At 73.3% G+C, this 26,430-nt stretch carries 25 protein-coding genes, 1 tRNA gene and 2 pseudogenes; 18 read left to right on the forward strand and 10 right to left on the reverse strand.

Features of this window, described 5'->3' with window-relative positions; translation table 11 throughout:
* Positions 1–22 precede the first annotated feature (22 nt).
* The 5 genes from O1G21_RS37270 (at position 23) to pgm (ending at position 4,821) form a co-directional block, all read left to right on the forward strand.
* A tRNA-Tyr gene (locus O1G21_RS37270) sits at positions 23–102 on the forward strand.
* Between the two features lie 197 nt (positions 103–299).
* Positions 300–1,457, forward strand: a complete 1,158-nt coding sequence (locus O1G21_RS37275) for an RNA-guided endonuclease InsQ/TnpB family protein (RefSeq protein ID WP_270150083.1) — start codon at positions 300–302, stop codon at positions 1,455–1,457.
* A gap of 302 nt (positions 1,458–1,759) precedes the next feature.
* Positions 1,760–2,608: a GNAT family N-acetyltransferase gene (locus O1G21_RS37280; RefSeq protein WP_270150085.1), complete on the forward strand. Its 849-nt coding sequence runs from the start codon at positions 1,760–1,762 to the stop codon at positions 2,606–2,608.
* A 57-nt stretch (positions 2,609–2,665) separates the two neighbouring features.
* The gene (locus tag O1G21_RS37285; protein WP_270150087.1) at positions 2,666–2,965 is read left to right on the forward strand and encodes a YciI family protein; all 300 of its coding nucleotides are present in this window, start codon (positions 2,666–2,668) and stop codon (positions 2,963–2,965) included.
* A gap of 215 nt (positions 2,966–3,180) precedes the next feature.
* Positions 3,181–4,821 carry a phosphoglucomutase (alpha-D-glucose-1,6-bisphosphate-dependent) gene (pgm, locus tag O1G21_RS37290; protein WP_270150088.1) on the forward strand — a complete coding sequence of 547 codons (1,641 nt, stop codon included), beginning with the start codon at positions 3,181–3,183 and terminating at the stop codon, positions 4,819–4,821.
* A 230-nt stretch (positions 4,822–5,051) separates the two neighbouring features.
* On the opposite strand, the gene O1G21_RS37295 is transcribed toward pgm, so the two are convergent.
* Complete coding sequence (locus tag O1G21_RS37295) at positions 5,052–6,326, reverse strand: MFS transporter (RefSeq protein WP_270150090.1); 1,275 nt, start codon at positions 6,324–6,326, stop codon at positions 5,052–5,054.
* A gap of 143 nt (positions 6,327–6,469) precedes the next feature.
* Here O1G21_RS37295 and O1G21_RS37300 point away from each other — a divergent pair, with 143 nt between their 5' ends.
* Complete coding sequence (locus O1G21_RS37300) at positions 6,470–6,832, forward strand: ArsR/SmtB family transcription factor (RefSeq protein ID WP_270150092.1); 363 nt, start codon at positions 6,470–6,472, stop codon at positions 6,830–6,832.
* 42 nt (positions 6,833–6,874) lie between these two features.
* Here O1G21_RS37300 and O1G21_RS37305 read toward each other — a convergent pair whose 3' ends face one another.
* Positions 6,875–7,273, reverse strand: a complete 399-nt coding sequence (locus O1G21_RS37305; protein ID WP_270150094.1) for a VOC family protein — start codon at positions 7,271–7,273, stop codon at positions 6,875–6,877.
* A gap of 97 nt (positions 7,274–7,370) precedes the next feature.
* On the opposite strand from O1G21_RS37305, the gene O1G21_RS37310 reads away from it, so the two are divergent.
* Both O1G21_RS37310 and O1G21_RS37315 read left to right on the forward strand, forming a co-directional pair.
* A complete protein-coding gene (locus tag O1G21_RS37310; protein ID WP_270150095.1) occupies positions 7,371–8,390 on the forward strand; it encodes a helix-turn-helix transcriptional regulator in 1,020 nt (339 codons plus the stop codon).
* A 59-nt stretch (positions 8,391–8,449) separates the two neighbouring features.
* Positions 8,450–9,166, forward strand: a complete 717-nt coding sequence (locus O1G21_RS37315; RefSeq protein WP_270150097.1) for an HAD family hydrolase — start codon at positions 8,450–8,452, stop codon at positions 9,164–9,166.
* Positions 9,167–9,390: 224 nt separating this feature from the next.
* Here O1G21_RS37315 and O1G21_RS37320 read toward each other — a convergent pair whose 3' ends face one another.
* Positions 9,391–10,056, reverse strand: a complete 666-nt coding sequence (locus O1G21_RS37320; protein ID WP_270150098.1) for a GNAT family N-acetyltransferase — start codon at positions 10,054–10,056, stop codon at positions 9,391–9,393.
* Between the two features lie 107 nt (positions 10,057–10,163).
* Between O1G21_RS37320 and O1G21_RS37325 the strand changes: the two genes are divergently transcribed.
* The 3 genes and pseudogenes from O1G21_RS37325 (at position 10,164) to O1G21_RS37335 (ending at position 12,870) form a co-directional block, all read left to right on the forward strand.
* The gene (locus tag O1G21_RS37325; RefSeq protein WP_270150099.1) at positions 10,164–11,771 is read left to right on the forward strand and encodes an AMP-binding protein; all 1,608 of its coding nucleotides are present in this window, start codon (positions 10,164–10,166) and stop codon (positions 11,769–11,771) included.
* A gap of 121 nt (positions 11,772–11,892) precedes the next feature.
* Positions 11,893–11,979, forward strand: a pseudogene (locus tag O1G21_RS41890) (hypothetical protein); the annotation flags it as partial.
* 240 nt (positions 11,980–12,219) lie between these two features.
* Positions 12,220–12,870 (forward strand): hypothetical protein, encoded by a 651-nt coding sequence (locus O1G21_RS37335; protein ID WP_270150100.1) that lies wholly within the window; start codon positions 12,220–12,222, stop codon positions 12,868–12,870.
* A gap of 155 nt (positions 12,871–13,025) precedes the next feature.
* Here the strand turns inward: O1G21_RS37335 and O1G21_RS37340 are convergent, their stop codons facing one another.
* Entirely contained in the window at positions 13,026–13,550 is a 525-nt protein-coding gene (locus tag O1G21_RS37340) for an AAA family ATPase (protein ID WP_270150102.1), read from the reverse strand.
* A 152-nt stretch (positions 13,551–13,702) separates the two neighbouring features.
* Between O1G21_RS37340 and O1G21_RS37345 the strand changes: the two genes are divergently transcribed.
* Complete coding sequence (locus O1G21_RS37345; RefSeq protein ID WP_270150103.1) at positions 13,703–14,095, forward strand: hypothetical protein; 393 nt, start codon at positions 13,703–13,705, stop codon at positions 14,093–14,095.
* A 38-nt stretch (positions 14,096–14,133) separates the two neighbouring features.
* On the opposite strand, the gene O1G21_RS37350 is transcribed toward O1G21_RS37345, so the two are convergent.
* The 3 genes from O1G21_RS37350 to O1G21_RS37360 all read right to left on the reverse strand — a co-directional run bounded on the left by O1G21_RS37350 (position 14,134) and on the right by O1G21_RS37360 (position 15,917).
* Positions 14,134–14,733: an AAA family ATPase gene (locus tag O1G21_RS37350; RefSeq protein WP_270150104.1), complete on the reverse strand. Its 600-nt coding sequence runs from the start codon at positions 14,731–14,733 to the stop codon at positions 14,134–14,136.
* Positions 14,734–14,776: 43 nt separating this feature from the next.
* The gene (locus O1G21_RS37355; protein WP_333493537.1) at positions 14,777–15,220 is read right to left on the reverse strand and encodes a DUF6328 family protein; all 444 of its coding nucleotides are present in this window, start codon (positions 15,218–15,220) and stop codon (positions 14,777–14,779) included.
* A gap of 160 nt (positions 15,221–15,380) precedes the next feature.
* Entirely contained in the window at positions 15,381–15,917 is a 537-nt protein-coding gene (locus tag O1G21_RS37360) for a MarR family winged helix-turn-helix transcriptional regulator (RefSeq protein WP_270150106.1), read from the reverse strand.
* Positions 15,918–15,964: 47 nt separating this feature from the next.
* Between O1G21_RS37360 and O1G21_RS37365 the strand changes: the two genes are divergently transcribed.
* The 4 genes from O1G21_RS37365 (at position 15,965) to ypfJ (ending at position 21,187) form a co-directional block, all read left to right on the forward strand.
* A complete protein-coding gene (locus O1G21_RS37365; RefSeq protein ID WP_270150107.1) occupies positions 15,965–16,873 on the forward strand; it encodes a DMT family transporter in 909 nt (302 codons plus the stop codon).
* A gap of 79 nt (positions 16,874–16,952) precedes the next feature.
* Positions 16,953–17,444, forward strand: a complete 492-nt coding sequence (locus tag O1G21_RS37370) for a hemerythrin domain-containing protein (protein ID WP_270150108.1) — start codon at positions 16,953–16,955, stop codon at positions 17,442–17,444.
* Positions 17,445–17,863: 419 nt separating this feature from the next.
* Positions 17,864–19,909, forward strand: coding sequence for an elongation factor G (gene fusA / locus O1G21_RS37375; RefSeq protein WP_270151470.1), 2,046 nt, complete (start codon positions 17,864–17,866; stop codon positions 19,907–19,909).
* Positions 19,910–20,287: 378 nt separating this feature from the next.
* Entirely contained in the window at positions 20,288–21,187 is a 900-nt protein-coding gene (gene ypfJ, locus O1G21_RS37380; protein WP_270150109.1) for a KPN_02809 family neutral zinc metallopeptidase, read from the forward strand.
* A gap of 418 nt (positions 21,188–21,605) precedes the next feature.
* Here ypfJ and O1G21_RS37385 read toward each other — a convergent pair whose 3' ends face one another.
* Together O1G21_RS37385 and O1G21_RS37390 are read right to left on the reverse strand one after the other, a co-directional pair.
* Positions 21,606–22,532 carry a LysR family transcriptional regulator gene (locus tag O1G21_RS37385; RefSeq protein ID WP_270150110.1) on the reverse strand — a complete coding sequence of 309 codons (927 nt, stop codon included), beginning with the start codon at positions 22,530–22,532 and terminating at the stop codon, positions 21,606–21,608.
* Between the two features lie 537 nt (positions 22,533–23,069).
* Positions 23,070–23,978: pseudogene (locus O1G21_RS37390) on the reverse strand (AraC family transcriptional regulator); the annotation flags it as partial.
* Positions 23,979–24,103: 125 nt separating this feature from the next.
* On the opposite strand from O1G21_RS37390, the gene O1G21_RS37395 reads away from it, so the two are divergent.
* The gene (locus O1G21_RS37395; RefSeq protein WP_333493538.1) at positions 24,104–25,024 is read left to right on the forward strand and encodes an MBL fold metallo-hydrolase; all 921 of its coding nucleotides are present in this window, start codon (positions 24,104–24,106) and stop codon (positions 25,022–25,024) included.
* A gap of 93 nt (positions 25,025–25,117) precedes the next feature.
* On the opposite strand, the gene O1G21_RS37400 is transcribed toward O1G21_RS37395, so the two are convergent.
* The gene (locus O1G21_RS37400) at positions 25,118–25,483 is read right to left on the reverse strand and encodes a hypothetical protein (protein WP_270150113.1); all 366 of its coding nucleotides are present in this window, start codon (positions 25,481–25,483) and stop codon (positions 25,118–25,120) included.
* 273 nt (positions 25,484–25,756) lie between these two features.
* Here O1G21_RS37400 and O1G21_RS37405 point away from each other — a divergent pair, with 273 nt between their 5' ends.
* On the forward strand, positions 25,757–26,425 hold the full coding sequence (locus tag O1G21_RS37405) for a DUF4232 domain-containing protein (RefSeq protein WP_270150114.1): 669 nt from the start codon (positions 25,757–25,759) through the stop codon (positions 26,423–26,425).
* Positions 26,426–26,430 lie beyond the last annotated feature (5 nt).

A 26,430-nucleotide genomic window follows, 5' to 3' on the forward strand; every position in this document is an offset into this window, starting at 1 on the left:
CGCTCCCCGAGGGCGACGGCGAGGGTGAGCTGGGCATGGGAGAGCCCAAGGGCCTGTAAAGCCCCCGCTTCGGCTGTGGCGGTTCGAATCCGTCCTCGCCCACCCCTGCCGCAGACCGGTCCCCGGCGGCGCCGGCTGACGGCGTGTTCATCTGATACCTCCAAGGAAACCCCGGCCTTCAGGCCGGGGAGGAATTGGATCGCCTGTGTAGCGGGACAGGTTGCAGCGATTCGCCGTCAAGGCGAACCGCTGCTCGGCAGGGGATTTGATCAAGCTCTGCATGAAGTAATGTCTCCCGCATGAAGATCGTTGTCCGGGTCAAGCTGGAGCCGTCGGCCTATCAGGCCGACGCTCTGGCTGCCACGCTGCGCGCGTGCAACCGGGCCGCGAATCGCATCTCCGAGGTGGCTTTCGCCACAGGCGAGAAGCGTCGTGTCGGTCTTCACCACCGGGTCTACCGGGACATGAAAGACACGTCGGATCTGTCGGCTCAGCCGATTGTTCTGACGATCAAGAAGGTCTGTGACGCCTACGCGACGTTGAAGGCCAACATCCGTGCCGGGAACCTCGGCCCGAAGGGGTCGAAGCGCCGGAACAAGGCCGAGTCGAAGCCGGTCGTCTTCCGTGAGGACGCGGCGCAGGCATTCGATGATCGGTGTCTCAGCTGGCAGCCGGACGCCCGCACCGTGTCGATCTGGACGACCGCCGGACGTTTGAAGGGCATCGGGTTCGTGTGTTCCGAGGCGGCGGCGAAGCTGATCGCCGACCGCCGGCAGGGTGAATCGGACCTGGTGTTCCGTGACGGGTCCTGGTACCTGTTCGCGACCTGCGACATTCCCGCGCCGCCCGTGGCCGAGCCGACGGATTGGCTCGGGGTGGATCTCGGGATCGTCAACATCGCCACCACCAGCGACGGACAGGTGTTGTCCGGGCGCAGGCTGGAGCGCCACCGCAAGCGGATGCGCGCCCTGACGGCGAAGTTGCAGGCGAAGAAGACCAAGAACGCCAAGCGCCGGTTGAAGGCGATCAAGCGCCGTGAGCAGCGCTTCGCGACCGATACCAACCACTGCATCTCCAAGACTCTCGTACAGACCGCTGAACGCACCTCGCGCGGGATCGCCGTGGAAGACCTGACGGGCATCCGCGAGAGGGTCAAGGCCAAGCACGACCAGCGGTACCGACTCCACTCGTGGGCCTTCGCGCAACTCGGCGCGTTCGTCCAGTACAAGGCCGAACGCGCCGGTGTCGCGGTGGTCCACGTGGACCCCCGCAACACCTCCCGGCAGTGCTCCGCGTGCTGGCACACCCACAAGACCAACCGAGTGGATCAAGCGACGTTCGCGTGCCGCGCCTGCGGCATGACCATGCACGCGGACATCAACGGCTCCCGCAACATCCGCCACCGCGCGGCTGATGCGTGGCAGCGGGGCGCAGTCAATCGCCCCAGCACGGCGTAGAACGCCGCGCAGGACGAGGTGACCACCGGTGGGGCGACTCATCGGGCACATGGTCAACCTCAAGCCCGGTCCTTCAGGGCCGGGTAGTTGACTCTGGAGCTGATCTGCACCGCGCCGGCTGGAGCGGATCGAGGAAGTGCCGGCGCAGCACGTCGCCGTTACCAGCGCCGGTGTTTCACGTTTCTTGTCGGCGGCTGCTCGCGGTCCGTTCCGGCTGACCGCCGCGGCCCGGCACGGACACGCAGCTGTCGGCGCCCCGGGGACAGCCAGGCCCCGAGGTGGCCCAGTGGACCGTACGGGAATTGGCCCAGGCGCCGGGTCAATTCCGCACTACCGTAGGCAGCATGACAACGGGATCCACCACGACCGGCGACCGGTCTGTCTCCATCTCCCCTTCCTCGGCCGCGGCGGCGATGCGTCAGGCCCGCGGCTCGGCCGCGTTCTGGAGCGCGATCGGCCGAAGCCGGGGGCACGAGGTGATCCGGCGCCGCGGATTCGTCGCGGTCGACGGCGACGAGCGCGCGGGCGTGCGGATCCTGATCCAGGAGCCCGGCCTCGATGCGGGCGAGGTGGCCGAGTTGAGCGAGCTGGCCCGCCGGGCCGTGGGCCCGGTGAACGCCGAGGATCCGTTCAACGCCACCGACCTGAGCCACCTGGGCATGCGCAACTGGCAGATGCCGATCATGGTGCGCGCGCCCGGGCCCGTGGGTGAAGCGGCGGGCGAAGCGGCGCTGCAGGTGGTCCGGGTACGGCGCAGCGAGGATCTGCAGGCGGCCGAGCGGGTGGTGATCGAGGGTTTCGAGCTGACCGCGTTCGAGCCCTACCGCGGCGGTGAGTTGTTCCCGATGGCGCTGATCGGGCAACCGGGCGTGGATGTGTTCGTCGCCTCGTACGACGGTGTGGCTGCGGGGGCGTGCGTCAGGGCGGTGCACGAGGACGTGATCGGTCACTTCTGGGTCGGTACCTCGCCGGCCTTCCGCTCGCGCGGGGTGGGTCGGGCGGTCATGCTCGCCTCCCTCGCGGACCTGGCGCACCTGCCGGCAACCCTCACCGCTTCGAAGCTGGGCAGGCCGCTGTACGAGTCGCTGGGCTACACCGCCGCGGCGCCTTCGACCTGGTGGGCCTCTCAGCGGGTGAGCGCGTCGCGGTGAAGCCCTGGCGGCGGCCCCGGTCCGGATGGCAGGCGAACACGGGGATAGCCTGACCGCATGTTCATCCTGGAGTTGACCTACACCGCCGAGTTGGAGCGGATCGACGAAGCGCTGGCGCAGCACGTGCGGTGGCTTGAGTCCCACTACGCGGCCGGCACCTTCCTGGCGTCGGGGCGCAAGGTGCCGCGTGATGGCGGGGTGATCCTGGCGGTGGGGCAGGACCGGGCCGAGATCGAGGCGCTGGTGGCCACCGACCCCTTCGTGCGCCTGGGGCTGACCCGCTACCGGGTGACGGAGTTCCTGGCCACCGTCACCGCCCCGGCGCTGGAGGCCTACCGCCAGCAGCTGGCCGCCTGAACCCGAGGCCGCAAGCCGCCGCAGGCCGTAAGCGGTAAGCCGCGTGCCGCGTGCCGCGTGCCGCACGCCGTGCGCCGGAGGCCGCCCGACGCTGATGCGAGTGGTGCCCCGGGCCGGCCCGAGCTGTTCGGGGCACGGTCGCGTTCTGGCTACGATCGGTGAGCGCGGGGCGGAGAGGCCCTCGCGCTTGTCGGGAATTCGGCGGGAGTGGACGGATGGCACACGCACGAGCCGGGCAGCCGGCACAGCCCGGGGACCTGGTGGACGTGGCACGGCTGGTGACGGCGTACTACGCGCTGCGCCCGGATCCGCAGGAGGTGGCGCAGCGGGTGGCGTTCGGGACCTCGGGGCACCGGGGTTCCTCGCTGGACGCGGCGTTCAACGAGGATCACATCGCCGCGACGACGCAGGCGATCTGCGAGTACCGGGCCGGGCAGAAGGTGGCAGGCCCGTTGTTCCTGGGTGCGGACACCCACGCGCTGTCCGAGCCGGCCAAGGCGACGGCGCTGGAGGTGCTGGCCGCCAACGGCGTGCAGGTGCTGATCGACGCCGCCGACGGCTACACGCCCACTCCGGCGGTCTCGCACGCGATCCTGGTGCACAATCGGCGCAGTCCGCAGGCGCTGGCGGACGGCATCGTGGTGACGCCCTCGCACAATCCGCCGCGTGACGGCGGTTTCAAGTACAACCCGCCCAGTGGGGGGCCGGCGGGTTCCGAGGCGACCGGCTGGATCCAGGACCGGGCGAACGAGCTGATCCGCGAGGGCCTGCGCGGGGTCAAGAAGGTCCCGTACGCGCGGGCGCTGGCCGCCGCCACCACCGGGCGACACGACTTCCTGGGCGCCTATGTGGAGGATCTGCCCTCGGTGGTGGACCTGGACGCGGTGCGGGAGGCGGGGTTGCGCATCGGTGCGGACCCGCTGGGCGGGGCGTCGGTGGCCTACTGGGGGCGGATCGCGGAGTCCCACCGCCTGGATCTGACGGTGGTCAACCCGGTGACCGATCCGACGTGGCGGTTCATGACGCTGGACTGGGACGGCAAGATCCGCATGGACTGCTCCTCGCCGGCCGCGATGGCCTCCCTCATCGGCCGCAAGGACGAGTACGCGATCGCCACGGGCAACGACGCGGACGCCGACCGGCACGGCATCGTCACCCCGGACGGTGGCTTGATGAACCCCAACCACTACCTGGCGGTGGCCGTCGACTACCTCTACCGGCACCGTGCCGACTGGCCCGCTGACGCGGCGGTGGGCAAGACGCTGGTGTCCTCCTCGATGCTGGACCGGGTCGCCGCCGACCTGCGCCGCGCGCTGGTGGAGGTTCCGGTCGGCTTCAAGTGGTTCGTCGACGGCCTGTTGGAGGGCTCGATCGCCTTCGGCGGCGAGGAGAGCGCCGGCGCCTCCTTCCTGCGCCGCGACGGCGGGGTGTGGAGCACCGACAAGGACGGCATCCTGCTGGCGCTGCTCGCCTCGGAGATCACCGCCGTCACCGGCACCACCCCCAGCGCCTACTACCGTGACCTGACCGCCCGTCACGGCGCCCCCGCCTACGCCCGCCTGGACGCCCCCGCCGACCGCGACCAGAAGGCCCGCCTGGCCCGCCTGTCGCCGGAGCAGGTCACGGCCGGGGAGCTGGCGGGGGAGAAGATCACCGCGGTGCTCTCCCACGCGCCCGGCAACGGGGCGGCCATCGGCGGCCTGAAGGTGTGCACCGACAACGCCTGGTTCGCGGCCCGGCCCTCGGGCACCGAGGACGTGTACAAGATCTACGCCGAGTCGTTCCTGGGCCAGGAGCACCTGACGCGGGTGCAGCAGGAAGCCCGCGCCCTGGTCGGCGAGGTACTCGGAGCCTGACGCACGTCCGGTGCCCCGGCCGTCTCTTCGAGGTGGCCGGGGCACCGGCGGCGCGGGGGCCCGACCCCCGTACGGGCCTCCTGGGTGGACGGCGTTCGGCCCGCCCCCGAGCGGACGGCCGCGTGCCGGTGCCAGCCGGTCGGGCGGGTGCCGGGGTCGATGCCGGTCAGCGGGTGTCCGGCGCGGCGATCGCTGTCGACGATGCCGGGCCCGCTCTGGCGTACGGTTCCTCAGGCGCGTACGGCTTCTTGCCCGCGCGTCACCGCCGCCGACGCCATCGCGGCCGGTGCCTCCGCCGCAGTCGGCGCCCCCGCCGCCACCGGGGCAGGTGCCTCCGCCGCAGGGGCCGCGTGGGCCGGGGCGTGCGCGCGCTGGTCGCGGGTGGTGGCCGCGGCGATCGCGCACGCCACCAGTGCCAGCACCGCCGCTGCCAGCGGGAACCACCGCTCGCCCAGCAGCGCGATCGATGCCGACCCCGCCACCCCGCCGGCCGCCGTGCCCAGGTACAGGGCGCTGCTGTTCAGCGAGATCAGCAGCGGCGCGTTCGCCGGGTCGATGGAGGCCAGCCGGTGCGGCAGCGCGACCGACACCGCCCACCCGGCCAGCGGCACCACCACCGAGTACGCCAGCGCCCCCGGCATGCCGCGCCCCAGCCACGGCAGGGCGGCGAAGGCGCCGGCGGCGACGGCGGAGCCGGCCAGCAGCACGGTGCGCACCCCGGCGCGGTCGACCAGGCGCCCGCCCAGCCAGCTACCGGCCACCGACATCACGCCGGTGGTGAGCAGGATGAGGCTCAGCCGGTCGGCGCTGCCGCCGGTGGCGCCGTGGACGGCGGTGGCGAGGTAGATGTAGACGCTCTGGAAGGCGAGGAAGAAGGCGAGCGTGGTGGCGGCCGCGCCGAGGACCTGGCGCCGGCCCAGCGGGGCGAGGCGGGCGCTGAGGGTGGGGGCGGCGGCGGGGGCGGGCAGGCCGCGCAGCAGGGCGGCGAGTCCGGCGAGCGCGGCCAGGCCGAGCGCGGTGACCAGCCACATCGTCAGCCGCCAGTCGGCGCGTCCGACCCAGGTGCCCAGCGGTACGCCGAGCGCGGTGGCGACGGTCATGCCGCCGAGCACGGTGGCGATCGCCCGTCCGCGCCGCTCGGGGGCGACCAGGGTGGTGGCGACCGCGTTGGCGGTGGGGGTGTAGAGGGCGGCGCCGGCTGCGGCCAGCACCCGGGTGGCCAGCAGCAGTTCGTAGCCGGGGGCGAGGGCGCTGAGCGCGTTGGCGGCGCTGAAGACGGCGAGCGCGGTCAGCAGCAGGCGCCGGCGCGGCCAACGGGCGGTGGCGGCGGCCAGTGGCGGGGCCAGCAGGGCGTAGCCGAGCGCGAAGACGGTGACCAGCTGGCCGGCGGCGCCCACCGACACACCCAGGTCGGCGGAGATCGGGCCGAGGATGCCGGCCACGACCATCGAGTCGGTGCCCATGGCGAAGGTGCCGAGGGCGAGCAGGAGCAGGCGTACGGGCACGGGAAAGCCCCCCGAGGCTATTGTTGGACGACCATGCAACGGTTTGATGCTCGCCAAACAATCGAGGATTGGTGGATGATTGTCAAACCATTCACCGCCGTCGTACCCCCGAGGACCGGAGCCAGCCCGTGACCACCGCGCCCATGACCACCGTGCCCGTGACCGAGGATGAGCGGCTGCCCCAGCCCGCCACCGCCGACATCGACCTCGTCACGGTCCTGCACGCCCTCGGCGACCCCGTCCGCATGCGCCTGCTGCTCAGCTACGCCGACGGCGCCGAGCACTCCTGCGCCCCCCGCGACCTGGGCCTGGACCACCTGCACAAGTCGACCGTCTCCCACCACATGCGCGTCCTGCGCGAGGCCGGCGTCACCACCACCCGCGTCGCCGGCCGCAACCGCTTCGTCAGCCTGCGCCGCACGGACTTGGACGCCCGCTTCCCGGGCCTGCTGGACGCCCTCCTCGCGGCGGCCCCCGCCCCGGCCCCCGCCCCCGCGTCCGCTTGAGGCCTGCGGCCTGCCGCCGCAGGCCCGTGGCCCGCGGCGGCGTCAGCGCGCCAACCTCGCCACGGCCGCCGCGGTGACGGGCGTGAAGAAGTTGACCAGGTTGCCGTCGGGGTCGCGCACCAGCAGCGACCGGTTGCCCCAGGGCATCGTGGTCGGCCCGGCGACGACGTCGGTGACGAAACCCGCCAGGTCCTCGGCCACGCGGTCCACGTCGTCGACCAGGAACTCGGTGATCACACTGCGGTTGTCCGCCGGGTGGGCGGAGCCCGGGGCGAACAGTGCGACGGTGCGGGTGGCGGCGATGGCCAGGGTCGCGCCCGCGGTGCGCAGTTCGGCGAAGTCCTCGGTGGCCCACACCGCCCGCGCGCCCGTGGCCCGCTCGTAGAACCCGACGAGGCGGGCGACGTCGCCGGTGATGATGCGGATCGAGACGAAGTCCATGGAATCTCCCTGGTCGTACGTGCTGAAGACGTTGCGCAACGCAGGCTAGGAGCAATACCGGACAGAACCGGTCCCCTATCGGAGGTAGCTTGTCCGCATGCCCCGACCCACCGCACGCGTGCTGACGCTCCTGGAACTGCTCCAGTCGGGCGGCACCCGGACCGTGGCCGAACTCGCCGACCGCCTCGGCGTCCAAGGACGCACCGTGCGCCGCTACGTGGACCGGCTGATCGAGCTGGACGTGCCCGTGGAATCGGTGCGCGGGCGCTACGGCGGCTACCGTCTCGCCCCCGGCTACCGCCTGCCCCCGCTCATGCTCGGCGACGACGAGGCGCTGGCCGTCCTGCTCGGCCTGCTCACCGCCCGCCGCACCGCACTGACACCCACCCAGCGCACCGCCAACGAGACGGCGACGGCGAAGATCCGCCGGGTCCTGCCCCGGCCCACCGCCCGCCGCCTCGACGCCCTCCTGGAAACCCTCGCCCACACCGACCAGCCCGACACCCCCGGCGCCCCTGCCACCCCCGACACGCCCGACGGCGCGGTCCTGCTCACCGTCGCCGACGCGGTACGCCATCACCGCCCCCTCGCCATCCGTTACACCGACCGCGACGGTCGGCCCAGCGAACGCACCCTGCACCCCCACGGGATCGTCGCCCACGGCGGCCGCTGGTACGTCACCGGCACGGACACCCGGATCGACGAAGCGCGGACCTTCCGGCTCGACCGCGTCACCGACGCCAGAGTCCTGCCCGGCACCTTCGACGAACCCGCCGGCCCCGATCCCGCCCAGCGCGTACTCACCGGCTTCGCCACCGCCGACTACCGCCACCGGGTGAGCCTGCGCATCCACGCCACGCCCGAACACGTCCGCACCCACCTGCCCGCCGCCGTCGCCGAGCTCGCGGAACACGAACCCGCGACCGGCCAGGACCAGGACCAGGCGGCCGAGCGCTGGCTGCGCGTCGAACTGCGGGCCCAACGCCTCGACTGGCTGCCCCCGCTACTCGCCGCACTCGACCGGCCGTTCACCATCGACCGCCCTGACGAACTGCGCGAACTCGTCACCGCACTCGCCCACCGTCTCGCCTCCGGTGCCCGCAACGCCGACACGTAGGGTCCCTACCGCAGCGCAGCACACCGCAGCGCACCGCAGTGAAACGGAAAGGACGGTTCATGCCGATCAGGGGCGTGCTCTTCGACGTCGACGACACCTTGTTCGACTACTCGGGCTCGGAGGAAGCCGGCATCATCGCCCACCTGCGCGACATCGGCCTGCTGCAGCGCTTCCCCTCCCCACAGGCGGCGCTGACCCTGTGGCGCAGCGTCATGGAGGTCCAGTACGCCCGCTACCTCGCCCGGGAACTCACCCTGCGCGGCCAGCAGTACGAACGCACCCGCCAGTTCCTCGCCCAACTCGGCGAGGACGGCGCCGAGCACCTGAGCGACGAACAGGCCGCCACCTGGTTCGCCGGTTACGCCGCCCACCGCGACGCCGCCTGGACCGCCTTCCCCGACGCGAAGCCGACCCTGCGGCAACTCGCCCCCCACTACCGGCTCGGCATCGTCTCCAACTCCGACACCGACCACCAACGCCACAAACTGCGCACCATCGGCCTGCTCGACCACCTCGGCGACGTCCTCGTCTGCTCCGACCAACACGGCGAAGCCAAACCCGCCCCCGGCATCTTCCACGCCGGCTGCGCCGCCCTGGGCCTGCCCCCACACGAAGTCGCCTACGTCGGCGACAAGTACACCCTCGACGCCGAAGGCGCCCGCAACGCCGGTCTCCACGCCTTCTGGCTCGACCGCGCCGCCACCAACACCCCCGTCGCCCAGGGCATCCACGTCCTGCACTCCCTGGACACCCTGCCCCAAGCCCTCACCACCTGACGCCACACCCCCCCCAGCAACCCGACCCACCCGACTCGCCCCCCACAGCGCTGCCACCGCCCCCGGACGTGGCGGCGTACCATCCCCGTGGACCGGCCCTCGGCGCCTACGCACGAGAAGTCGGCCGGCCCGACTTCCTGCGCACAGGGGAGTTGCGGGCCCGGGGCGTTGGAAGCCGCTCCTCCCGCGGACTCGCCCGCGTGGCCGACTTCCTGTGCGCGGGCCTACCGATCCGGCGAGGCGGGGGTGGTGGCGCCGAAGAGGGTGAGGCAGGTGGGGGTGAGGCCGGTGACGGTGACCGGGACGGGTGGGCCCTGCCAGTGGTCGCGGGACAGGCGCAGGCGCTGGGACTCCACGACGTGGCCGTCGAGGGTGTCGCGGTCGATGCCGTCGGGGCGGTAGCCGAGCTTGCGGGAGACGGCGAGGGAGGAGTGGTTGTCGGTGAAGGACACCGATGTCGCCGAGACCGCGCCCAGCTCCGCGAAGGCCAGCTGGAGCATCGCGGCGCGCATCTCGGTGCCGAAGCCCTGGCCCTGGTGCTCCAGGCCGACCCACGAGCCGGAGGAGATCTCGCGCCGCACCGTGAACTCCTTGGCCCGCATGTCCTGCACGCCCACCGGATGTCCCTGGTGGAAGGCCACCAGGTCCAGCGCCCAGTGCTGCGCCGTCCAGCGCCCCATCCGGTGCCAGTGCATCTGCAGGACGTGCCGGGCGCGTTCGGCGGGCGGCAGTGTTCCCCAGGGGGTGAGGAAGGGGCGCTGGGTCGGCAGGTGGATGCCACGGGCGGCGAGGTCCGCGACCTCGCCCAGTTCGTCCTCGGTGGGCAGGCGCAGTTCCAGGCGGGGCGTGGTGACGCGCAGGCCCTTCAGCGGCCAGTAGTCGGTGATCATCCGGGACAGTGTGCCGAAACCGCCCGCCCGCCGCACCACGGTTTCCCGTTCGACCGCCGGCCCGGACCAGCCGGTGGGCGGCCACCGGCTCCGGCTAGGGTGGGAACATGGTTGCCCCCTCCGCACAAGAAGTGGCCACGACCGACCGGGAGTTCGTCAGCGCACCCGCCTTGATCCTGCGCTCCCTGGCCTCCCGGCCCGACCGGCGGGCCATCACCACCGCCGACGGCGTCGAGATCACCGCCGGCGACTTCGCCGCCGCCACCTACCGCCTCGCCCACGAGCTCCTGGCCCGGGGCATCAGCCGCGGCTCGACCGTCACGCTGCTCACCGGCAACACCCCCGAGGCGCTCAGCGCCCGCTACGCCGCGGGCCTGGCGGGCGCGCGGGTGGTCAACCTGTACGACGGGATGAGCGCCCCGGTCCTGGCCGAGATCACGGCCAGCGTGGACACCACCGTCCTGCTGGTGGACGCCGAACGCTACGCGCACGCCGCCGAGTTGCTCCCGCTGATCGACGTGCCGACCGTCCTCACCCTCGGCCCCGGGCCCGACGGCACCGACCGTACGGACGGCACCGGTCCCACCGGCATCGGCCAGGACGTGATCGCCGCCTCCGCCCACCGCCCCGCCACCGAGCCCGCCGTACCCATCGGCCCCGAGGACCACATCGGCATCCGCCACACCGGCGGCACCACCGGCATCCCCAAGGGCATCCTGAGCCTGCACGGCCCCTACCGCAGCGCCTTCGACGCCCCCTTCGCCGACCCCCGCCCCGCCGGCGAACAGGCGCGCCTGCTCGCCGCCACCTCGCTCGCCCACCTCGCCGGCGTCCTGTCCGACCTGACGCTCCACCACGGCGGCTCCGTCGTCCTGCACCGCTCCTTCGACCCCGGCCAGGTCCTCGCCGCCATCGAACGCGAACGCATCACCGACCTGTGGGTGCTGCCCCCACTGCTCTACCAGCTCCTCGACCACCCCGCCCTCGCCCAGACCGACCTGTCCAGCCTGCGCCGGATCTCCTACGGCGGCTGCGCAGCCGCCCCGACCCGGATCCGCGAGGCCCTCCAGGCGTTCGGCCCGGTCCTGGTGAGCGGCTACGGCATGTCCGAGGCGCAGAACATCGCGATCCTCGGCCCCCACGAGCACGACCGCATCGGCCACGGCGGCCAGCTCTCGGTGGGACGCCCCCTGCCCGGCGTCGAGGTGGCGATCCGCTCCGCCGTCGGCACCGACCTGCCGAGGGGCGAACAGGGCCAGATCCACGTCCGCTCGGCCACCCTGATGGCCGGGTACTGGAAGCAGCCCGAGCTCACCGCGCAGGTGCTGCAGGGAGGTTGGCTGAACACCGGCGACATCGGCTACCTCGACGCGGACGGCTACCTCTACCTCGCCGACCGCCTCAAGGACCTGATCATCGTCGTCGGCGGCCACGTCTACCCCACCGAGGTCGAGGACCTGCTGCTCACCCACCCGGCCATCGCCCAGTGCGCCGTCTACGGCGTCCGCGACGACCAGCAGGCCGAGCACGTCCACGTCGCCGTCGTCCCCGCCCAGGGGCAGCAGCCGCAGCTGGACGAGGTCCGCGCCTTCGTCACCGCCAAAAAGGGCCGCATCTACGCCCCCGAAGCCCTGCACGTGGTCGACGCGATCCCGCTGACCTCCGTCGGCAAGCCGGACAAGAAGCGCCTGCGCGAGGCGGCCTCGAACCTCTGAACCAAGAAGGTAGGCGGGTGCCCGGTGCCCGGTGCCCGGTCAGGGCACCAGCACCAGCCGCCCCCGCAGCCCGCCCCGTTCCAGCCGCTCGTGCGCCCGCGCCGCGTCCCCGAGCGACAGGGTGTCGGGCCACGCGCAGGGTCAGCCGGCGCTCGCCGGCGACCTGCGCCGACGCCTGGCCGGCGTCAGCGAGAAGACGCTCACCCAGACCCTGCGCACCCTCGAACGCGACGGCCTGCTGCACCACACGTCACCCCACCGTCCCCGCCCGCGTCGACTACGCCCTCACCCCCCTTCGGACGGGACCTGCTGCCCCTCGTCCACGCGATCAAGACCTGGGCGGAAACCCACATTCCCCACGTCCTCGCCGCCCGCGCCGACCACGACCGCTGCCACGCAGGCGATAATTGACGAGCAATCACATCTCGATGACCGGAAGGAATTCGGCGTGACCGAAAAGCAGGACACCACCCCAGCGCGCAGCAGGGCCACGGCCGCGGCCGCCGGACTGATCGCCGGCCTCCTCATAGCCGGCGTCCCGCTGCTGCTCACCGGCAGCGGAGGCGACGGCGGCGGCCCCGTCACCTCCGCCGCCTTCGGTGGCCTGGGCGAAGACCTGCACGCCCCAGACACCCTGCCCGGCGGCTTCACCCCGGTGACCGCCCAGGCCGACACCCCGCTCGCCAAGAACGCCGCCACCAACGAGGCCGGCGGCACCCGCACCCTCTCCCAGGCCTACGGCGGCGCCGCCGCCACGGTACGCCAGTACACCGACGAGGGCATGCGCGACTTCCTCGTCCTGGAAGCCGTGCGCGCCGCCAGCCCCAAGCCCTACACCCCCTACGTCGACCCGGCCTCACTCGGCCAGGCCAAACCGGGCACCGAGGTCGTCACCGTCGGCCAGGTCTCCTGCCTGGTCTCCTACCAGCCCATTCTCACCGGCCAGGACGTCACGCCCGAGAAGACCAACGTCCAGCTGTGCGAACGCACTTCGGCTCACCTGACGGTCCGACTGCGCTTCGCCGGCTCGGAAGAGCTGCAGCACCACATCGACCAGGCCGCGCACCTGACCGACCAGGCCTGGTCCGCCCTCGCCTGACCCCCGGAGGGCAAGGCCGACCAGCAGGCCGAGGGCGCCGGCGGCCTCGGCGACGCCGAGCCAGGTCCGCGGGAGCGGGGTGACTGCGTCGGTGACCGGTTGCATGCCGTGATCGTTCCACCCGGGCGGCGCAGCCTGCGGCCGGGTTCCGCAGTTCAGCGGCGGGTGAAGGCGGCGATGTCCGCCAGCGGCGGGTCGTAGCCGTCGGTGGTGTCCACGTGCAGGCGCGGCACGCCCGGCAGGGCCAGCGGGGTGAAGTCGTCCAGCAGGTTGCCCGCCCCGGGTGGGGCGGCGAGCAGTTCGCGGTCGGCGTGCGCGGCGCGGTGGCGGCCGGTGGCCAGGCGCTCGGCGATCCGGCGGCGAGCCAGCGCCGGGTCCACCCGGCAGTGCACCACCCGCACCTCGGTGCGGGCGGCCAGTGGTGCCAGGAAGGGGCGCCAGACCCGGTCCTGGTAGGCGGCCTCCGCGACCACGCTCACCCCGGCCCGCACCAGCACGTCCAGCACCTCGAAGAAGGCGTCGCGCACCGCCTCGTCGGCGTTGGGGGAGCGGGTGCCGGCGTGCAGCAAGCCCTCCTTCAGCTCGTCGCGGCACACCGCGGGGCAGCCGAGCGCGCCGGCGAGCGCGTGCGCCAGTGTCGTCTTCCCGCTGCCCGGCCCGCCGCTCAGTACGATCAGCACCGCTCGTCTCCCCTCCAACCCGGCTGCATGCACCCTCTGTTGACATTCTGTACCCGAAACCCGCGCCGACCGGGCTCGTTGTGTCCGGTGAACGGACGGATCGGCCCGGGAACGCGGCGAGGTGCCGCGCGGGCCCGGTTGGAGGGATGTTCATGACCGACACCGAAGCGGGCACCGCGGTCCGCCGTGGCAGCCCGGACTCCGCGGTGGACCGGGTCGCCGACTTCTACGGCGCCTACGTCGACGCAGTCTCCGACGGCACCGACGACCTGGCGGACGAGCTGCGCGGCCACTACCTCACCGAGGACCTGCGCCAGCGCCTGGCGGCCTGGGAGGAGGCCAACCACGCCGACGGCGTGCTGCGCGCCCAGGACGTGCCGACCGCGTGGGAGGTGGCCTACCACGACTCGGGCGCCGGGCACTTGTTCACCACCGTCACGCTGACCTGGGGCACCGGGCCGGACGCCGGGCACACCCGCCTGGCGGTGCAGAGCGACCTGAGCACCAAGCTGATCTCGGACATCGAGGACGCCCCCGGCGCGTAGCGGCGGGTGCCGCCGCCCGGGGTGCCGCCGGGGCCGCTTCAGGCCCAGGCGGCGGTCAGGCGATGCGGCAGGGTGTCGTAGGGGAGGCAGTCGACCACAGGCAGGCGGTGGGCGCGGGCCTGGGCGGCGAGCCAGCTGGAGTAGCGGGCGCTGACGGCGGCGCGCTCGCGCTGCGGGCCGCAACCGGGTTCGCGCCGGGCGTAGTTGGCGCTGATGCGAGCCGCGTCGCCTTCGTGGAGGAAGACCGCCCGTACGCGCCGGCCCTGCGCGGCGGCCTCGGCGGCGGCCCTGGCGGCGGCCCGGGGGCTGAGGTAGTCGCCCTCGACGATGGCGGGCACGTCGACGCTCAGGCGGTTGCGCACGACGCCGAGCAGGGCCTCGTCCAGGGCATGGGCGGTGGCGATCTGCAGTTGGAGGACGCGTTCGGTGTCCAGGCCCCGGGCCGGGGTCACGCTGAAGTGGTGCAGGCCGGGGTGGGTGCGCGGGGTGGTGGCGGCCTGCAGGGCGGCGACGACGTCGTCGAATTCGACGGTGAACGCGCCGCTCGCGGCGGCGAGGTGGGCGGCGGCGCGGCTCTTGCCGAGGCCGGAGGCGCCGCCGATCAGCAGGACGTCCCAGGGGCGGTGGTCGGTGTGCACGGGGTCACGGTACGGGCCGGGCGAACCCGCCCGGCCGGGGCGGTCAGGGCCGTTCGCGGGTGGCGCGGCGGACGGACCAGGGCAGGACGAACCACAGGGCGGTGAAGATCAGGGCGATGACGGCGCTGATCGCGAGCGCGATCGGCGCGCCGAGGACGACGTCCAGGACGAGCAGGACGGCGCCGGTGAGTGCGGAGGCGAGCAGTAGCAGGCCGAACTGGGCGATGCGGGCGGAGACGTCCACGATGCGGGCCTTGCCGGGGTGGTGGAACAGGCCGCGGTGCAGGGCGACGGGGGTGGCCAGTACGGCGGCGGCGACGACGGTCAGCAGCAGGGTGGCCACGTAGATGTCCTGCTGGGCGTCGGACAGTTGCGGAAAACGCGGGGTGAAGGCGACGCCGAGCAGGAACGCGAAGACGATCTGCACGCCGGTCTGCAGGACCCGCAGTTCCTGCAGCAGTTCCACCAGGCGCCGGTCGGCCCGCACCGCCGGGTTCTCCCACCCCGGGGGCAGGGGCGTGGGTTCGTCGTGACGCCCGGGACCGGGACCGGGGCCGTGGTCTGGGTCGGATCCGGGTCCGTGGTCGGGTGCAGGGCCAGGCGGGGGAGGGGTGTTCATGTGTCACATTGTGCTGGGCGGCGCGGCGTCAGCCCGTACGGTCCGTCGGTTCGGTGCCGTCCAGGCGTTGCTGCCAGGTGGTGAGCAGGGTCTGCAGGGCTGCGGCTTCGCCAGGGCTCAGGTGGGAGAGCAGGCGGTGTTCGTTGCGCACGTGGGCGGTGAACGCCTCGTCGATCAGGCGCAGTCCGGCGTCGGTGAGGGCGACCACGCGCCCGCGCCGGTCGTCCTCGGCGTGACGGCGGGTGACCAGGCCGGCGCGTTCGAGGCGGTCGATCCGCTTGGTCATCGCGCCGGTGGTCACCATGGTGTGGGCGGCGAGTTCCCCGGGAGCCCGTTCGTAGGGGGCGCCGGCGCGGCGCAGTGCGGCGAGTACGTCGAACTCGCCCTCGCTCAGGCCGTAGCGCTGGTAGACGAGGGTGAGTTCGCCGGTCAGGCGGGCGGCGAGGCGGTGCAGGCGCCCGATCACGCCCTGGGGGGAGACGTCGAGGTCGGGGCGCTCGCGGCGCCAGGCGGCTTGGATCAGCGCGACGTGGTCGCCGTCGCCCGGGTGCTGCTGGTGCTCCATGGGGTCATCCTATTCCGGTAGCTTCCTGGGAAGCTATATTGTCTTCCATGGAAGCCAATGTGCGGTGGGTCCTGCTGACCGCCCTCGCCCCCATCGCCTGGGGCGCCAACTACTGGGTCACCCATGCCTACCTGCCCGCCGACCACCCCCTGTGGGGCGCCACCCTGCGCGCCCTGCCCGCCGGACTGCTGCTGCTCGCCCTCGCCCGCCGCCGCCCCCACGGCCCCTGGTGGTGGCGCAGCGCCCTGCTCGGTCTGCTCAACACCGCCGCCTTCTTCGTCCTGCTCTACCTCGCCTCCCAGCTGCTGCCCACCAGCACCGCCGCCACCGTCATGGCCGCCTCCCCACTGGCGATGCTGCTCACCGCCTGGGCGCTGGCCGGGCAGCACCCGCACCGCGCCCACCTGGCCGGCGCGGTGCTGGGCCTGGCCGGGGTGGCGCTCACCGTGCTCGGGACGGGCGGCGCGCTCGAGGGGGCGGGGCTGGCCGCCTCGGTGGGCGGCATGCTGGTCTCCTCCGTCGGCTACGTGCTCGCCGCCCGCTGGCGCGAGGGCGCCGACCCGCTGGCGACCACCGCCTGGCAGCTGACCGCCGGCGGCCTGCTGCTGCTGCCACTGGCCGCCGGCGTCGAAGGCGCGCCGCCACCGCTCGGGGGCCCCGCCCTGCTCGCCTTCGGCTACGTCACCCTCGCCGCCACCGCCCTCGCCTTCGCCTGCTGGTTCACCGGACTGCGCCACCTGCCGGCCGGCACGGTCGGCCTGCTGGGACTGCTCAACCCGCTGACCGGGGTGCTGCTGGGCACCGCCCTGGACGGCGACGAACTTGGGGCACGTCAGGTGGTGGGACTGGCCCTGGTGGCCGGCGGGATCCTGCTCGGACGCCCCCGCACCCGCCCCCACACCGCGATCGTCGTCGAACCCGCGGTCCCGGGCTTGCCGAGGCGGCGCGTGCCGTGATCGGATGGGCGTCGGCATCGCGTGCCGGTGGCGGACCGCGCCAGGCATGGAGGTGCACGACCGAAGGGACTGCCCACCCGTGGCCTCCCCCCTCATCAACGGCCGTACGGCCGCCCTCAGTCTCCAACTCTCCCAGGCGCACAACGAACTGCGCCGCCGCCTCGCACGCGTCCGCTCAGGCCTGGGCCGGCGTCAGACCGGCGACGACTCCCTGATCACCCACTGCCTCGCCTTCTGCACTTCCCTGACGATCCATCACCAAGGCGAGGAAGAAGGCCTGTTCGCCGCCCTGGTGCACGAACGCCCCGACCTCGCACCCACCGTCGCCAAACTCGTCGCGGACCACGGGTTCATCTCCGCCATCCTCGCCCGGGTCCGCGAACTGACCGAACAGTCCGCGGGCGAGGGCGGGGCGGACCAGGAGGCGATCGGACGCGAACTCGACGGACTGGCCGCCATCATGGAGTCCCACTTCGGCTACGAGGAACGCGCCCTCGCCGCCGCCCTGGACGCCGGGGTGTCCGACGAGGACGGCTGGACGCAGCCGGTGCTGCGCTTCCGGATGCCGTAACGCCGTAACGGCCCGAAGACCCGCCGTCGTAAAACCCTTGGCCCCGCCGGGTCCGGCTTCCCTACACTCACCACGCGGCCGCACCCCCAGGGTGCGGACGCCCGACCATGCCGACGGACGAGACCAGGGACAGGGGGTGCAGCGGCCATGCCGAAGCACAGCGCCGCCGCCCCCTCTCCCGCGTCGCGGTACGAGGTGATCCTGGTGTCCCCGCCCTTCCGGTGCCCGCTGCGCGGCCGGCACCGGGGCAGTGCCGCCACCGCCTGAGCCGTCCGATTCCCTGCACGGTCCTTCCCGGCCACTGATCTGACGGTTCGTCAGAGCTAGCGGCACTGTGTCAATCGCGCGCCCACCCGTTGAACAACCGCCCCTCGAAAGGCAACCGGGCCATGCGCACCGACACCACCACCAGCACCGCCATGAGCACCACCACCAGCACCGGCACCGCCGGCATCGCCGCCGTCCGCAACCTCGGCATCCTCGCCCACGTCGACGCCGGCAAGACCACCGTCACCGAACGGATCCTCTACCTCACCGGCACCACCCACAAGCGCGGCGAAGTCCACACCGGCACCACCGTCACCGACTTCGACCCCCAGGAACGCGACCGCGGCATCACCATCTTCGCCGCCGCCGTCAGCTGCGCCTGGGCCGGCCACCGGATCAACCTCATCGACACTCCCGGCCACGTCGACTTCGCCGACGAGGTCGAACGCTCCCTGCGCGTCCTGGACGGCGCCGTCGCCGTGTTCGACGCCGTCGCCGGTGTCGAGCCGCAGAGCGAATCGGTGTGGCGCCAGGCCGAACGCCACGGCGTGCCCCGCATCGCCTTCGTCAACAAACTCGACCGTGCCGGAGCCGACCTGGACGCCGCCGTCGCCTCCATCCGCGAGCGCCTGCACCCCCACCCGCTCGCCGTCCACCTGCCCATCGGAGCCGAGGACGCCTTCACCGGCGTCGTCGACCTCGTCCACCACCGCGCCCTCACCTGGGACGAGGCCGGCGCCCTCACCGAAGGCCCGGTCCCCGACCACCTCGCCATCGAAGCCGCCGACCGCCGCCACGTCCTGGCCGAAGCGGTGGCCGAACTCGACCCCCAAGCCCTGGAGGAGTACTGCACCCACGGCTCCCTCAGCCCCGCCACCCTCACCGCCGCGCTGCGCCGCCTCACCCGTACCGGCGAGGCCGTGGTGGTCCTGGGCGGCTCCGCCTACCGCAACCGCGGCATCGAACCGCTGCTGGACGCCGCCGTCGCCTACCTGCCATCACCCCTGGACACCCCGCCCGTACGGTCCGCCGACCAGGGCGCACAGCGCAGGGCCGACCCGCAGCAGCCCCTCACCGCCCTGGTGTTCAAGGTCACCGCGGCCCCCACCGGCCGCCTCACCTACCTGCGCCTGTACGCCGGAACCCTGCACAAGGGCGACACCGTGCTCGACGCCGCCAACGGCCGCACCGAGCGCATCGCCCGCATCCTGCGCGTCCAAGCCGACCGCCACACCGAAACCGACCACGCCCTGGCCGGCGACATCGTCGCCGTCATCGGCCCCAAGTCCGCCCGCGTCGGCGCCACCCTGTGCGACCCCGACCACCCCATCCTGCTGGAGGCACCCGTGAGCGCCGAACCCGTCGTCACCGTCGCCATCGAAGCCCGCCACAGTGCCGACACCGACAAGCTCACCGCCGCCCTCGCCCGCCTCGCCGAGGAAGACCCCTCACTGCGCCTGGCCACCGACCCCGAGACCGGCCAGCGCACCCTGTCCGGACTGGGGGAGCTGCACCTGGAGGTCGCGGTGGAGAAGGTACGCCGCGACGCCGGCGTCCAAGCGGTCGTCGGCCGACCCCAGGTCGCCCTGCGCGAGGCCCTCGTCGAGGGCGTCACGGGCTTCGTCCACCGGCACGCCAAACAGGACGGCGGCGCGGGCCAGTTCGCCCACCTCGTCCTCGACCTGGCACCCGCCGCCGACGGCTTCGCGTTCACCTCCACCGTCACCGGCGGGCGGGTACCGCGCGAATACGTGCAGGCCGTGGAAGCCGGCTGCCGCGACGCCCTCACCGACGGACCGCTCGGCGGCCACCCCGTCACCGGCCTCGCCGTCACCCTCACGGACGGCATCACCCACCCCAAGGACTCCTCCGAACTCGCCTTCCGCACTGCCGCCCGCCTGGGCCTGCGCGAAGCGCTGCGCGCCTGCCGACTGCAGCTGCTGGAACCGCTCGCACAGGTGACCGTCACCGTGCCCGAGGACGCGCTCGGCACCGTCCTCGGCGATCTGGCCGCCCGCCGCGCCCAGGTCCAGGCCACCACGACGACCGGCCGCGAGGGAACGGCCCAGGTCAGCGCACTGGTACCGCTGGCCGAACTGTTCGGCTACGCGGGCCGCCTGCGCAGCCGCACCCAGGGCCGCGGCACCTTCACCACCCGTCCGGCCGGCTACGCCCCCGCCCCGACGCCGGCCGGCTGACCGCCGTTCCGGCCCTCCCCGCCGTCGCGGGGAGGGCCGGAACCGTCCGGCTCGAAACGGGGAAGCCACTGGTCAACCGCCACCGGTACGGTGCCGGACGACCCGGCCTGCACACGATCCCCGACTTCCCGGGCCCGTTGCGCCCGATCGGCGAACGCCCGGGCGCCTTCCGCGCCGCGATGGCCGCCGCGGCGCCCAGCCTCGGTGCTCGGGTGTCGCCGCCGGGCTGGTCCGCGGGTGGGGCGTGGTGGTGGGATGCGGTGGCTGCGGCACGTTCGGGCGGGGTGCCCGTAGGCTGGGCGGCGCGGGCGGCACAGGACGCCACCGAAGCGACACCGACACACCGGCAGTTCGACGAGAAGTGGGCAGGCAAGGGGCATGCAGTTCGACGACCAGGGGGACCTCGATACCTCGCAGGTGGACGACCGGCGCGGCATCCCGGGTGGGAAGGTCGCCCTCGGGGGCGGGGCGCTGGGCCTGGTCGTGGTGCTGTTCGCGGTCCTGCTCGGGGTCGACCCCCAGCTGCTGGGCCTGTCCTCCGGCGGCGGCAGCGCCTCCTCCTCCGGGGTGCGCACCGACGGCGAGGTGCAGCAGTCCTGCAAGAAGGGCGCGGACGCCAACAAGCGCCAGGACTGCCGGATCACGGCGGTCACCAACAGCCTCCAGGAGTTCTGGAGTACGGAGCTGCCGCGCCGCACCAAGACCGCCTACAAGCCCGCCCAGACGGTGCTGTTCACCGGCCGGGTGTCCACCGCGTGCGGTGCGGCGACGTCGGCGGTGGGCCCGTTCTACTGCCCGGGCGACCAGAAGGCCTACTTCGACCTCGGCTTCTTCGACGAGCTCTCCACCCGCTTCGGCGCCAAGGGCGGCCCGTTCGCCGAGTCGTACGTCGTCGCCCACGAGTACGGCCATCACCTGCAGACCCTGCTGGGCACGATGCAGAAGGTCGGCGGTGACCGTCAGGGCGCGACCAGTGCCTCGGTGCGTCTGGAGTTGCAGGCGGACTGCTATGCCGGGGTGTGGGCTCACCACGCCACCACCACCCCGCAGGCCTCCACCGGCCGTCCGTTGATCGCCGTCCTCACCGACCAGGACATCGCCCAGGGCCTGGACGCGGCCGCGGCCGTGGGGGACGACCGGATCCAGAAGCAGGCCACCGGCAGGATCGACCCGGAGGTGTGGACGCACGGCTCCTCCGACCAGCGCAAGGCCTGGTTCACCACCGGCTACCGCAGCGGCGACCTGGCCCAGTGCGACACCTTCTCCGGGAAGATCTGATGCGCCGCTGCGCTTGACCGACACCTCACGCGCCCGGGCCGCCAACGGCCCGGGGCGTCTTCTCGCGTTCGCTCGGCCGGCGGCCGGAGCGCACCGTTGACTGCCGTGCCCGCGCCGCCCTGCCCGCGCCGCCCGGGCAACCCGGCGATAAGCGCGGGAAGTCGGCCCTGCCGACGTCCTGCGCACGCGTGGGCCGGGCTGAGGTGATCCGGTGCTGCTCGCAGTTCTGCGAGCAGCACCGGAGACATGGGGAGCCGTTTCGCAGTGACACCGGGAAGCGCGGCCCCTTCGTCCGGAAGAAGAGCGGGCGGTGGTCCGCCCGCGGAGAGGAACTCCGACCGGCTCGGAGTCTGGTTCACCACCGGCCACCGCAGCGGCGACCCCGCCCAGCGCGACACCTTGTCGGGGAGGATCTGATCTAGGGGGCCGTCCTGGCCGCGCCCGCCGTCCAGTCCCAGCGCGCGATCGTCTCGCGCAGCAGCCGGGCGGCGGCGCTCAGGCGCCCGCCCGCGCCCCAGAACAGGGTCAGGGTGCGGCGGCAGTGCGGGCTGTCGACGTCGATCCACACCAGCGGCAGGCGGGTGGCGGTGCGTCGGGCGAGGCCGGGCACCAGGCCGATGCCCAGGCCCGCGCTGATCAGCTCGGCGATCGCGCCGGCCTCGTCGCTCTCGCAGACGATCCTGGGGGTCAGGCCCTGGGCGGCGAAGAGCTGATCCAGCAGGCGGCGTTGCCAGTGGCCGGGGCGGGCGGCGATGAACGGCTGGTCGGCGAGCTCGGCGACGCCCACGCGGGTACGGCCCTCAGGGGCGCGGCCCGCCGGGCCACGCCCGGCCAGCGGGTGCCCGGCCGAGACCGCCAACCCCACCGGCTCGTCGAGCAGTTGGACGCGCTCCAGCCCATCGGCGGCGATCGGCTGCGAGACCACGGCCAGGTCGATGTCCCGGGCGCGCAGCTGCCGGGCCATCTCCTCGGCCGACAGCTGGTGCAGCTCGATCTCCACGCCGGGGTGCGAGCGCTTGAACGCCGCCAGCGGTCCGCTGAAGGCCAGGAAGGTCTCCGACGCCAGGCGCACCGTCCCCAGCCCCGCCCCGGCCGCCTCGGCCACCGCCCGCCGTCCGGCCTCCAGTTCGCCGAGGGCGCGTTCGACGTGGCCGCGGAACAGGTCCCCGGCCGCGTTCAGCCGAAGCCGCCCGCCCCGTTCGAACAGCGGCGTGCCCAGTTCGGCCTCCAACCGGGCGATGGAGCGACTCAACGACGGCTGGGCGACGCGCAGTTCCTCTGCCGCCCGGCTCAGGTGCTCCAGCCGCGCCACCGCGAGGAACTGGGTGAGGGTGTTCAGGTCCACGGCCGCCTCCATGTCACCCGGGGAATAACCCCATAGCAATATTGATCTTAGACAGGATAGTCACCGGGTCATGACATCGGAGGTGGTCACGCGCCAGGACCAGCACGGCAGTTGAGGAGAGGACACCCCATCGCCATCGCAGCCGACCGGCCGCCCCGCCCCGGCGACGCGGCTCGCCCCGGCACGGGGGAGCGGACCGGCCCCGATGGCCAACCTCGATGTGGTCTGAGCACCCCGGCAACGCCGCTGCCCCGCTGCCCACGTGGGGGCGGCGCAACCCTGCGGTCTGGCGGCGGCCGGTGCGGGTGGGGGTGTGGCGGGGAAGGCGTAGAGGGTGGGTGATGGCGGTGAGGAGTACGGCGCCGGGGGTCATGCCTGGTCGAAGGGTTGGCCGAGGGGCTTGGTCGGCGGTGCAGACCCTACCGCGGGTTATGAGTCCTTCGACCGGTCCTCAACGCGCCCTGGTGCGGTGGCGTCCGCACGCCCCGCATCCTCGCCCGTGGCGCCCGTGGCGCCCGTGGCACCCGTGGCCACGGGGGCCGTGGCTGTGGCTGCGGTGCGGTAGCGGCCCGGGGTGGTGCCGAACTCGCGGGCGAAGGCGTGCGAGAGTGCGTACCCGCTGCCGTAGCCGACCTTGTGGGCGATCGTCTCCAGCGCTTCCGCGTCCTGGCGCAGCAGGGCCGCGGCCAGCGTCATCCGCCACCAGGTCAGGTAGGTCATCGGTGCCCGGCCCGTCAGCGCGGTGAACCGGCGGTTGAGGGTGGCCCGCGAGACGCCCGCGCGCTGGGCCAGCGCCTCGGTGCTCCACGGGTGGGCCGGGTTGGCGTGAAGGGCGGCCAACGCCGCGGCCACCACCGGATCGGCCAGCGCCGCACTCCAGCGCCCGGCCCCGGGCCGGACCGTCCACGCGCGCACCAGGTACACCAGCAGCAGGTCGACCAGCGCGGGCACGGCCAGCCGCCCGCCCGGTCGCTCGGCGGCCAGCTCCGCGCCCAACAGCTCCACGGCTGCCGCGAGTTCGGGATGCCCACCGCCACGGGTGGGCAGGTGGACCAGCGGTGGCAGCTCGCTCATCAGCGGATGCGCCGGGCCCCGGTGAAGTCGGTACGTGCCGCACAGCAGTTCGGCGCCGGCCTGCCCGCCTTCCTCCGGAGGCCGGGTGAGCAGGGCATCCAGTTCCGGCAGCGCCCGTGCCTGCCGGTATGTCAACTGCCCACTGGACAGGGCGTGTCCGGTGCCGTGTGGCAGCAGCACCGCATCCCCGGTGCGAAGCCGCACCGGTTCACCGCCCTCGGCCAGCAGCCAGCACGAGCCCGCCAGCACCACATGGAACCCCGCCCCCGCGTACCCCGGGATCCACGCCCCCCAACGTCCCGCCGCCCGCACCCGGTTGGAGGACGGCCGTCCCGCCCGCACCGCCGCGATCGCGTCACTGACCACATCCATGACTGCCAGCATAGTGAGCCGATTGCGCATCCGGACAAGCCGCTGGAGCATTGAACGGCTCATTCCGGCTGCCTAGGCTCGGCTCGAACCCGCAGACAGCAGCCGACATACAGGAGGCAACGACCATGGCCATGGAACGGATCGAACTGGGGGACGCCGAGATCATCCGGGTGACGGAGTGGCAGGGCTCCTTCGCACCGGCCGTACGGATCGTGCCCGGCCTCGCCGAGAGTGCCTGGCACCGTGCCGGAGCCGACCACTACGACCCCGTCGACGGCTCCTACCTCGGCGCCCTGCAGACCTGGGTCGTGCGCACCGGCGGGCGCACCGTCGTGGTGGACACCGGTGTCGGCGACGACCGCGAACGCCCCGCCACTCCGATGTTCCACCACCGCAAGGGACGCTTCCTCGACCTCCTCGCCGAGGCCGGCATCCGCCCCGAAGACGTCGACACCGTCGTCAACACCCACCTGCACGCCGACCACGTCGGCTGGAACACCCGCCGCCACGACGGCCGATGGGTCCCCACCTTCCCCAACGCCGTCTACCACCTGCCCGCTGCCGACCTCGCCTTCTTCGACCCCGCCGCCCACCAGGACGCCGCCCACACCACCGCCGACCCGGCCGCCGACCCGGCCCGCCGGGCCGAATGGGACCAGGTCTTCACCGACAGCATCGCCCCCGTCCTTTCCGCCGGACAGGCCGCCCCCTGGTCCGGCACCCGCACCATCGGCCCGGGCCTCGTCCTGGAGCAGGCCCCCGGCCACACTCCCGGCTCCTCGGTACTGCGCCTTTCCTCCGGTGGCCGGCGTGCCGTGTTCGTCGGGGATCTGCTGCACTCGCCGGTGCAGCTGGCCCACCCCGCCTGCAACAGCTGCTTCTGCCTGGACCGGGCCCAGGCCGCCGCCAGCCGCCTGCGGATCCTCCACCAGGCCGCCGACCAGGGGGAGTTGGTCATCCCCGCGCATTTCGCCGGGCCGGGCGCCGCCCACGTGGAACGCACCGGGTCGGGCTTCGCCCCGCGTTGGACGCGCTGGACGCGCTGAGCCGCGGGCTGGGGGCGTGGGGGCGGGCGGGGGCGTGCGTGGTCGGGGTGCCCGCCTCCCCCGAAGCGGCGGGCACCATCGGTGGGCGACCGGTCAGGGGCGGTCGAGGGTGATGGAGTTGATCGACCCCAGGTCGTAGTAGACCCCGTTCTGGGCCGGGATGTCGTACACGCAGCTGCCGCCGCCGTAGCTCTGGCACAGGTGCGCGTGGGCGCCGCCGGACTGGTTGTTGAGCACCCAGTGGTTGCCGTACTGGCCGCTCAGGTTGTGCGCGCCGTAGCTCCAGTACACGGCGCTGGGGGAGGAGGCGGGGTTCTGGTCCTGCGGGTAGACGCACACGGCGCCGTACGGGCAGCCCGCCCACGACCCGTCGGCGGCGCCGGCACTGCCGGTACCGACCGTGGCGATCGCGGCGGCGGCCACCCCGAGGGCGGCCAGGGCGCGGGTGATCCTGCGCATGGATGGTTCTCCCTTGCTGAGTGCAGCGGCCCGACGAGGTGTCGGGCCCAGTGCTCGCCAGCCTAGGAACGCGGCGGCCGCCGCGGTCCCTGACATCCGACAGGGGCGTGCCGCCGCCCGACGGGCGCCGGCTGCTTGCCTGACGGGATGTCACCGTTCCGTCCGCGTCGTGTCCGCAGGATTGTGACGCCGCGCACGGCACCGAAGACGGCCGCACGGCCGTCCTGTGGGGTGTCCACCGCCGCCAGCACGTACCGCCACCGGGGAGCCTCCATGTCCGTCCGCCGCCGTCGTCCGCTGCTCGCCTGCGTCGTCCTCGTCGCGGGGGCGGGGCTCGCACTGAGTGCCTGCGGGCCCGACGACACCGACCCGCCCGCCGGCCCGGTCGCCTCCGCCGCCACGTCGGCCGCCACGCCGCCGAGCGGCGGACCGGCGGCCGGGGTGCCCTCGCACCCCGCCCCGCGCACCTCCTCCGGCGCGGGCACCGGTGCCCCAGCCGCCCGCCCGTGCGACATTCGGAACCTGTCGATCCGCGCGGCGGCCCGTGCCGGGGCGCCCAGCCAGTGGGTGATCGAGGTGCACAACACCGGCGCGAGCGCCTGCAGCCTGAGCTCCTCCCCGGGGGTCGATCTGGGCGACTCCGCCGCGCGCGACCGGAGCGCCGACATCAAGCCGGTGCTCGCGAGCGGCACGGAGCGCTTCGCCGTCCAGGCCGGGCGGACGGCCTACGCGGTGATCGACCTCGACCCGAGCGGCGCCACCACCGGCACCGCCCCGGGCATCAACGAACTCAACGTGCTGGCCGACCAGGACGGCATGCCGCTCGCGAACACCCGCAACTTCCCGCTCACCGGCGGCGCACGCGTGCTGAACCCCCGGATGGGCCTGTACCGCGCGAGCGTCGCGGAGGCGGTCGCCTCCATGGCCGACATGGGCAGGTGAACCCG

The sequence above is a fragment of the Kitasatospora cathayae genome, assembly GCF_027627435.1.
GTDB classification, from domain to species: domain Bacteria; phylum Actinomycetota; class Actinomycetes; order Streptomycetales; family Streptomycetaceae; genus Kitasatospora; species Kitasatospora cathayae.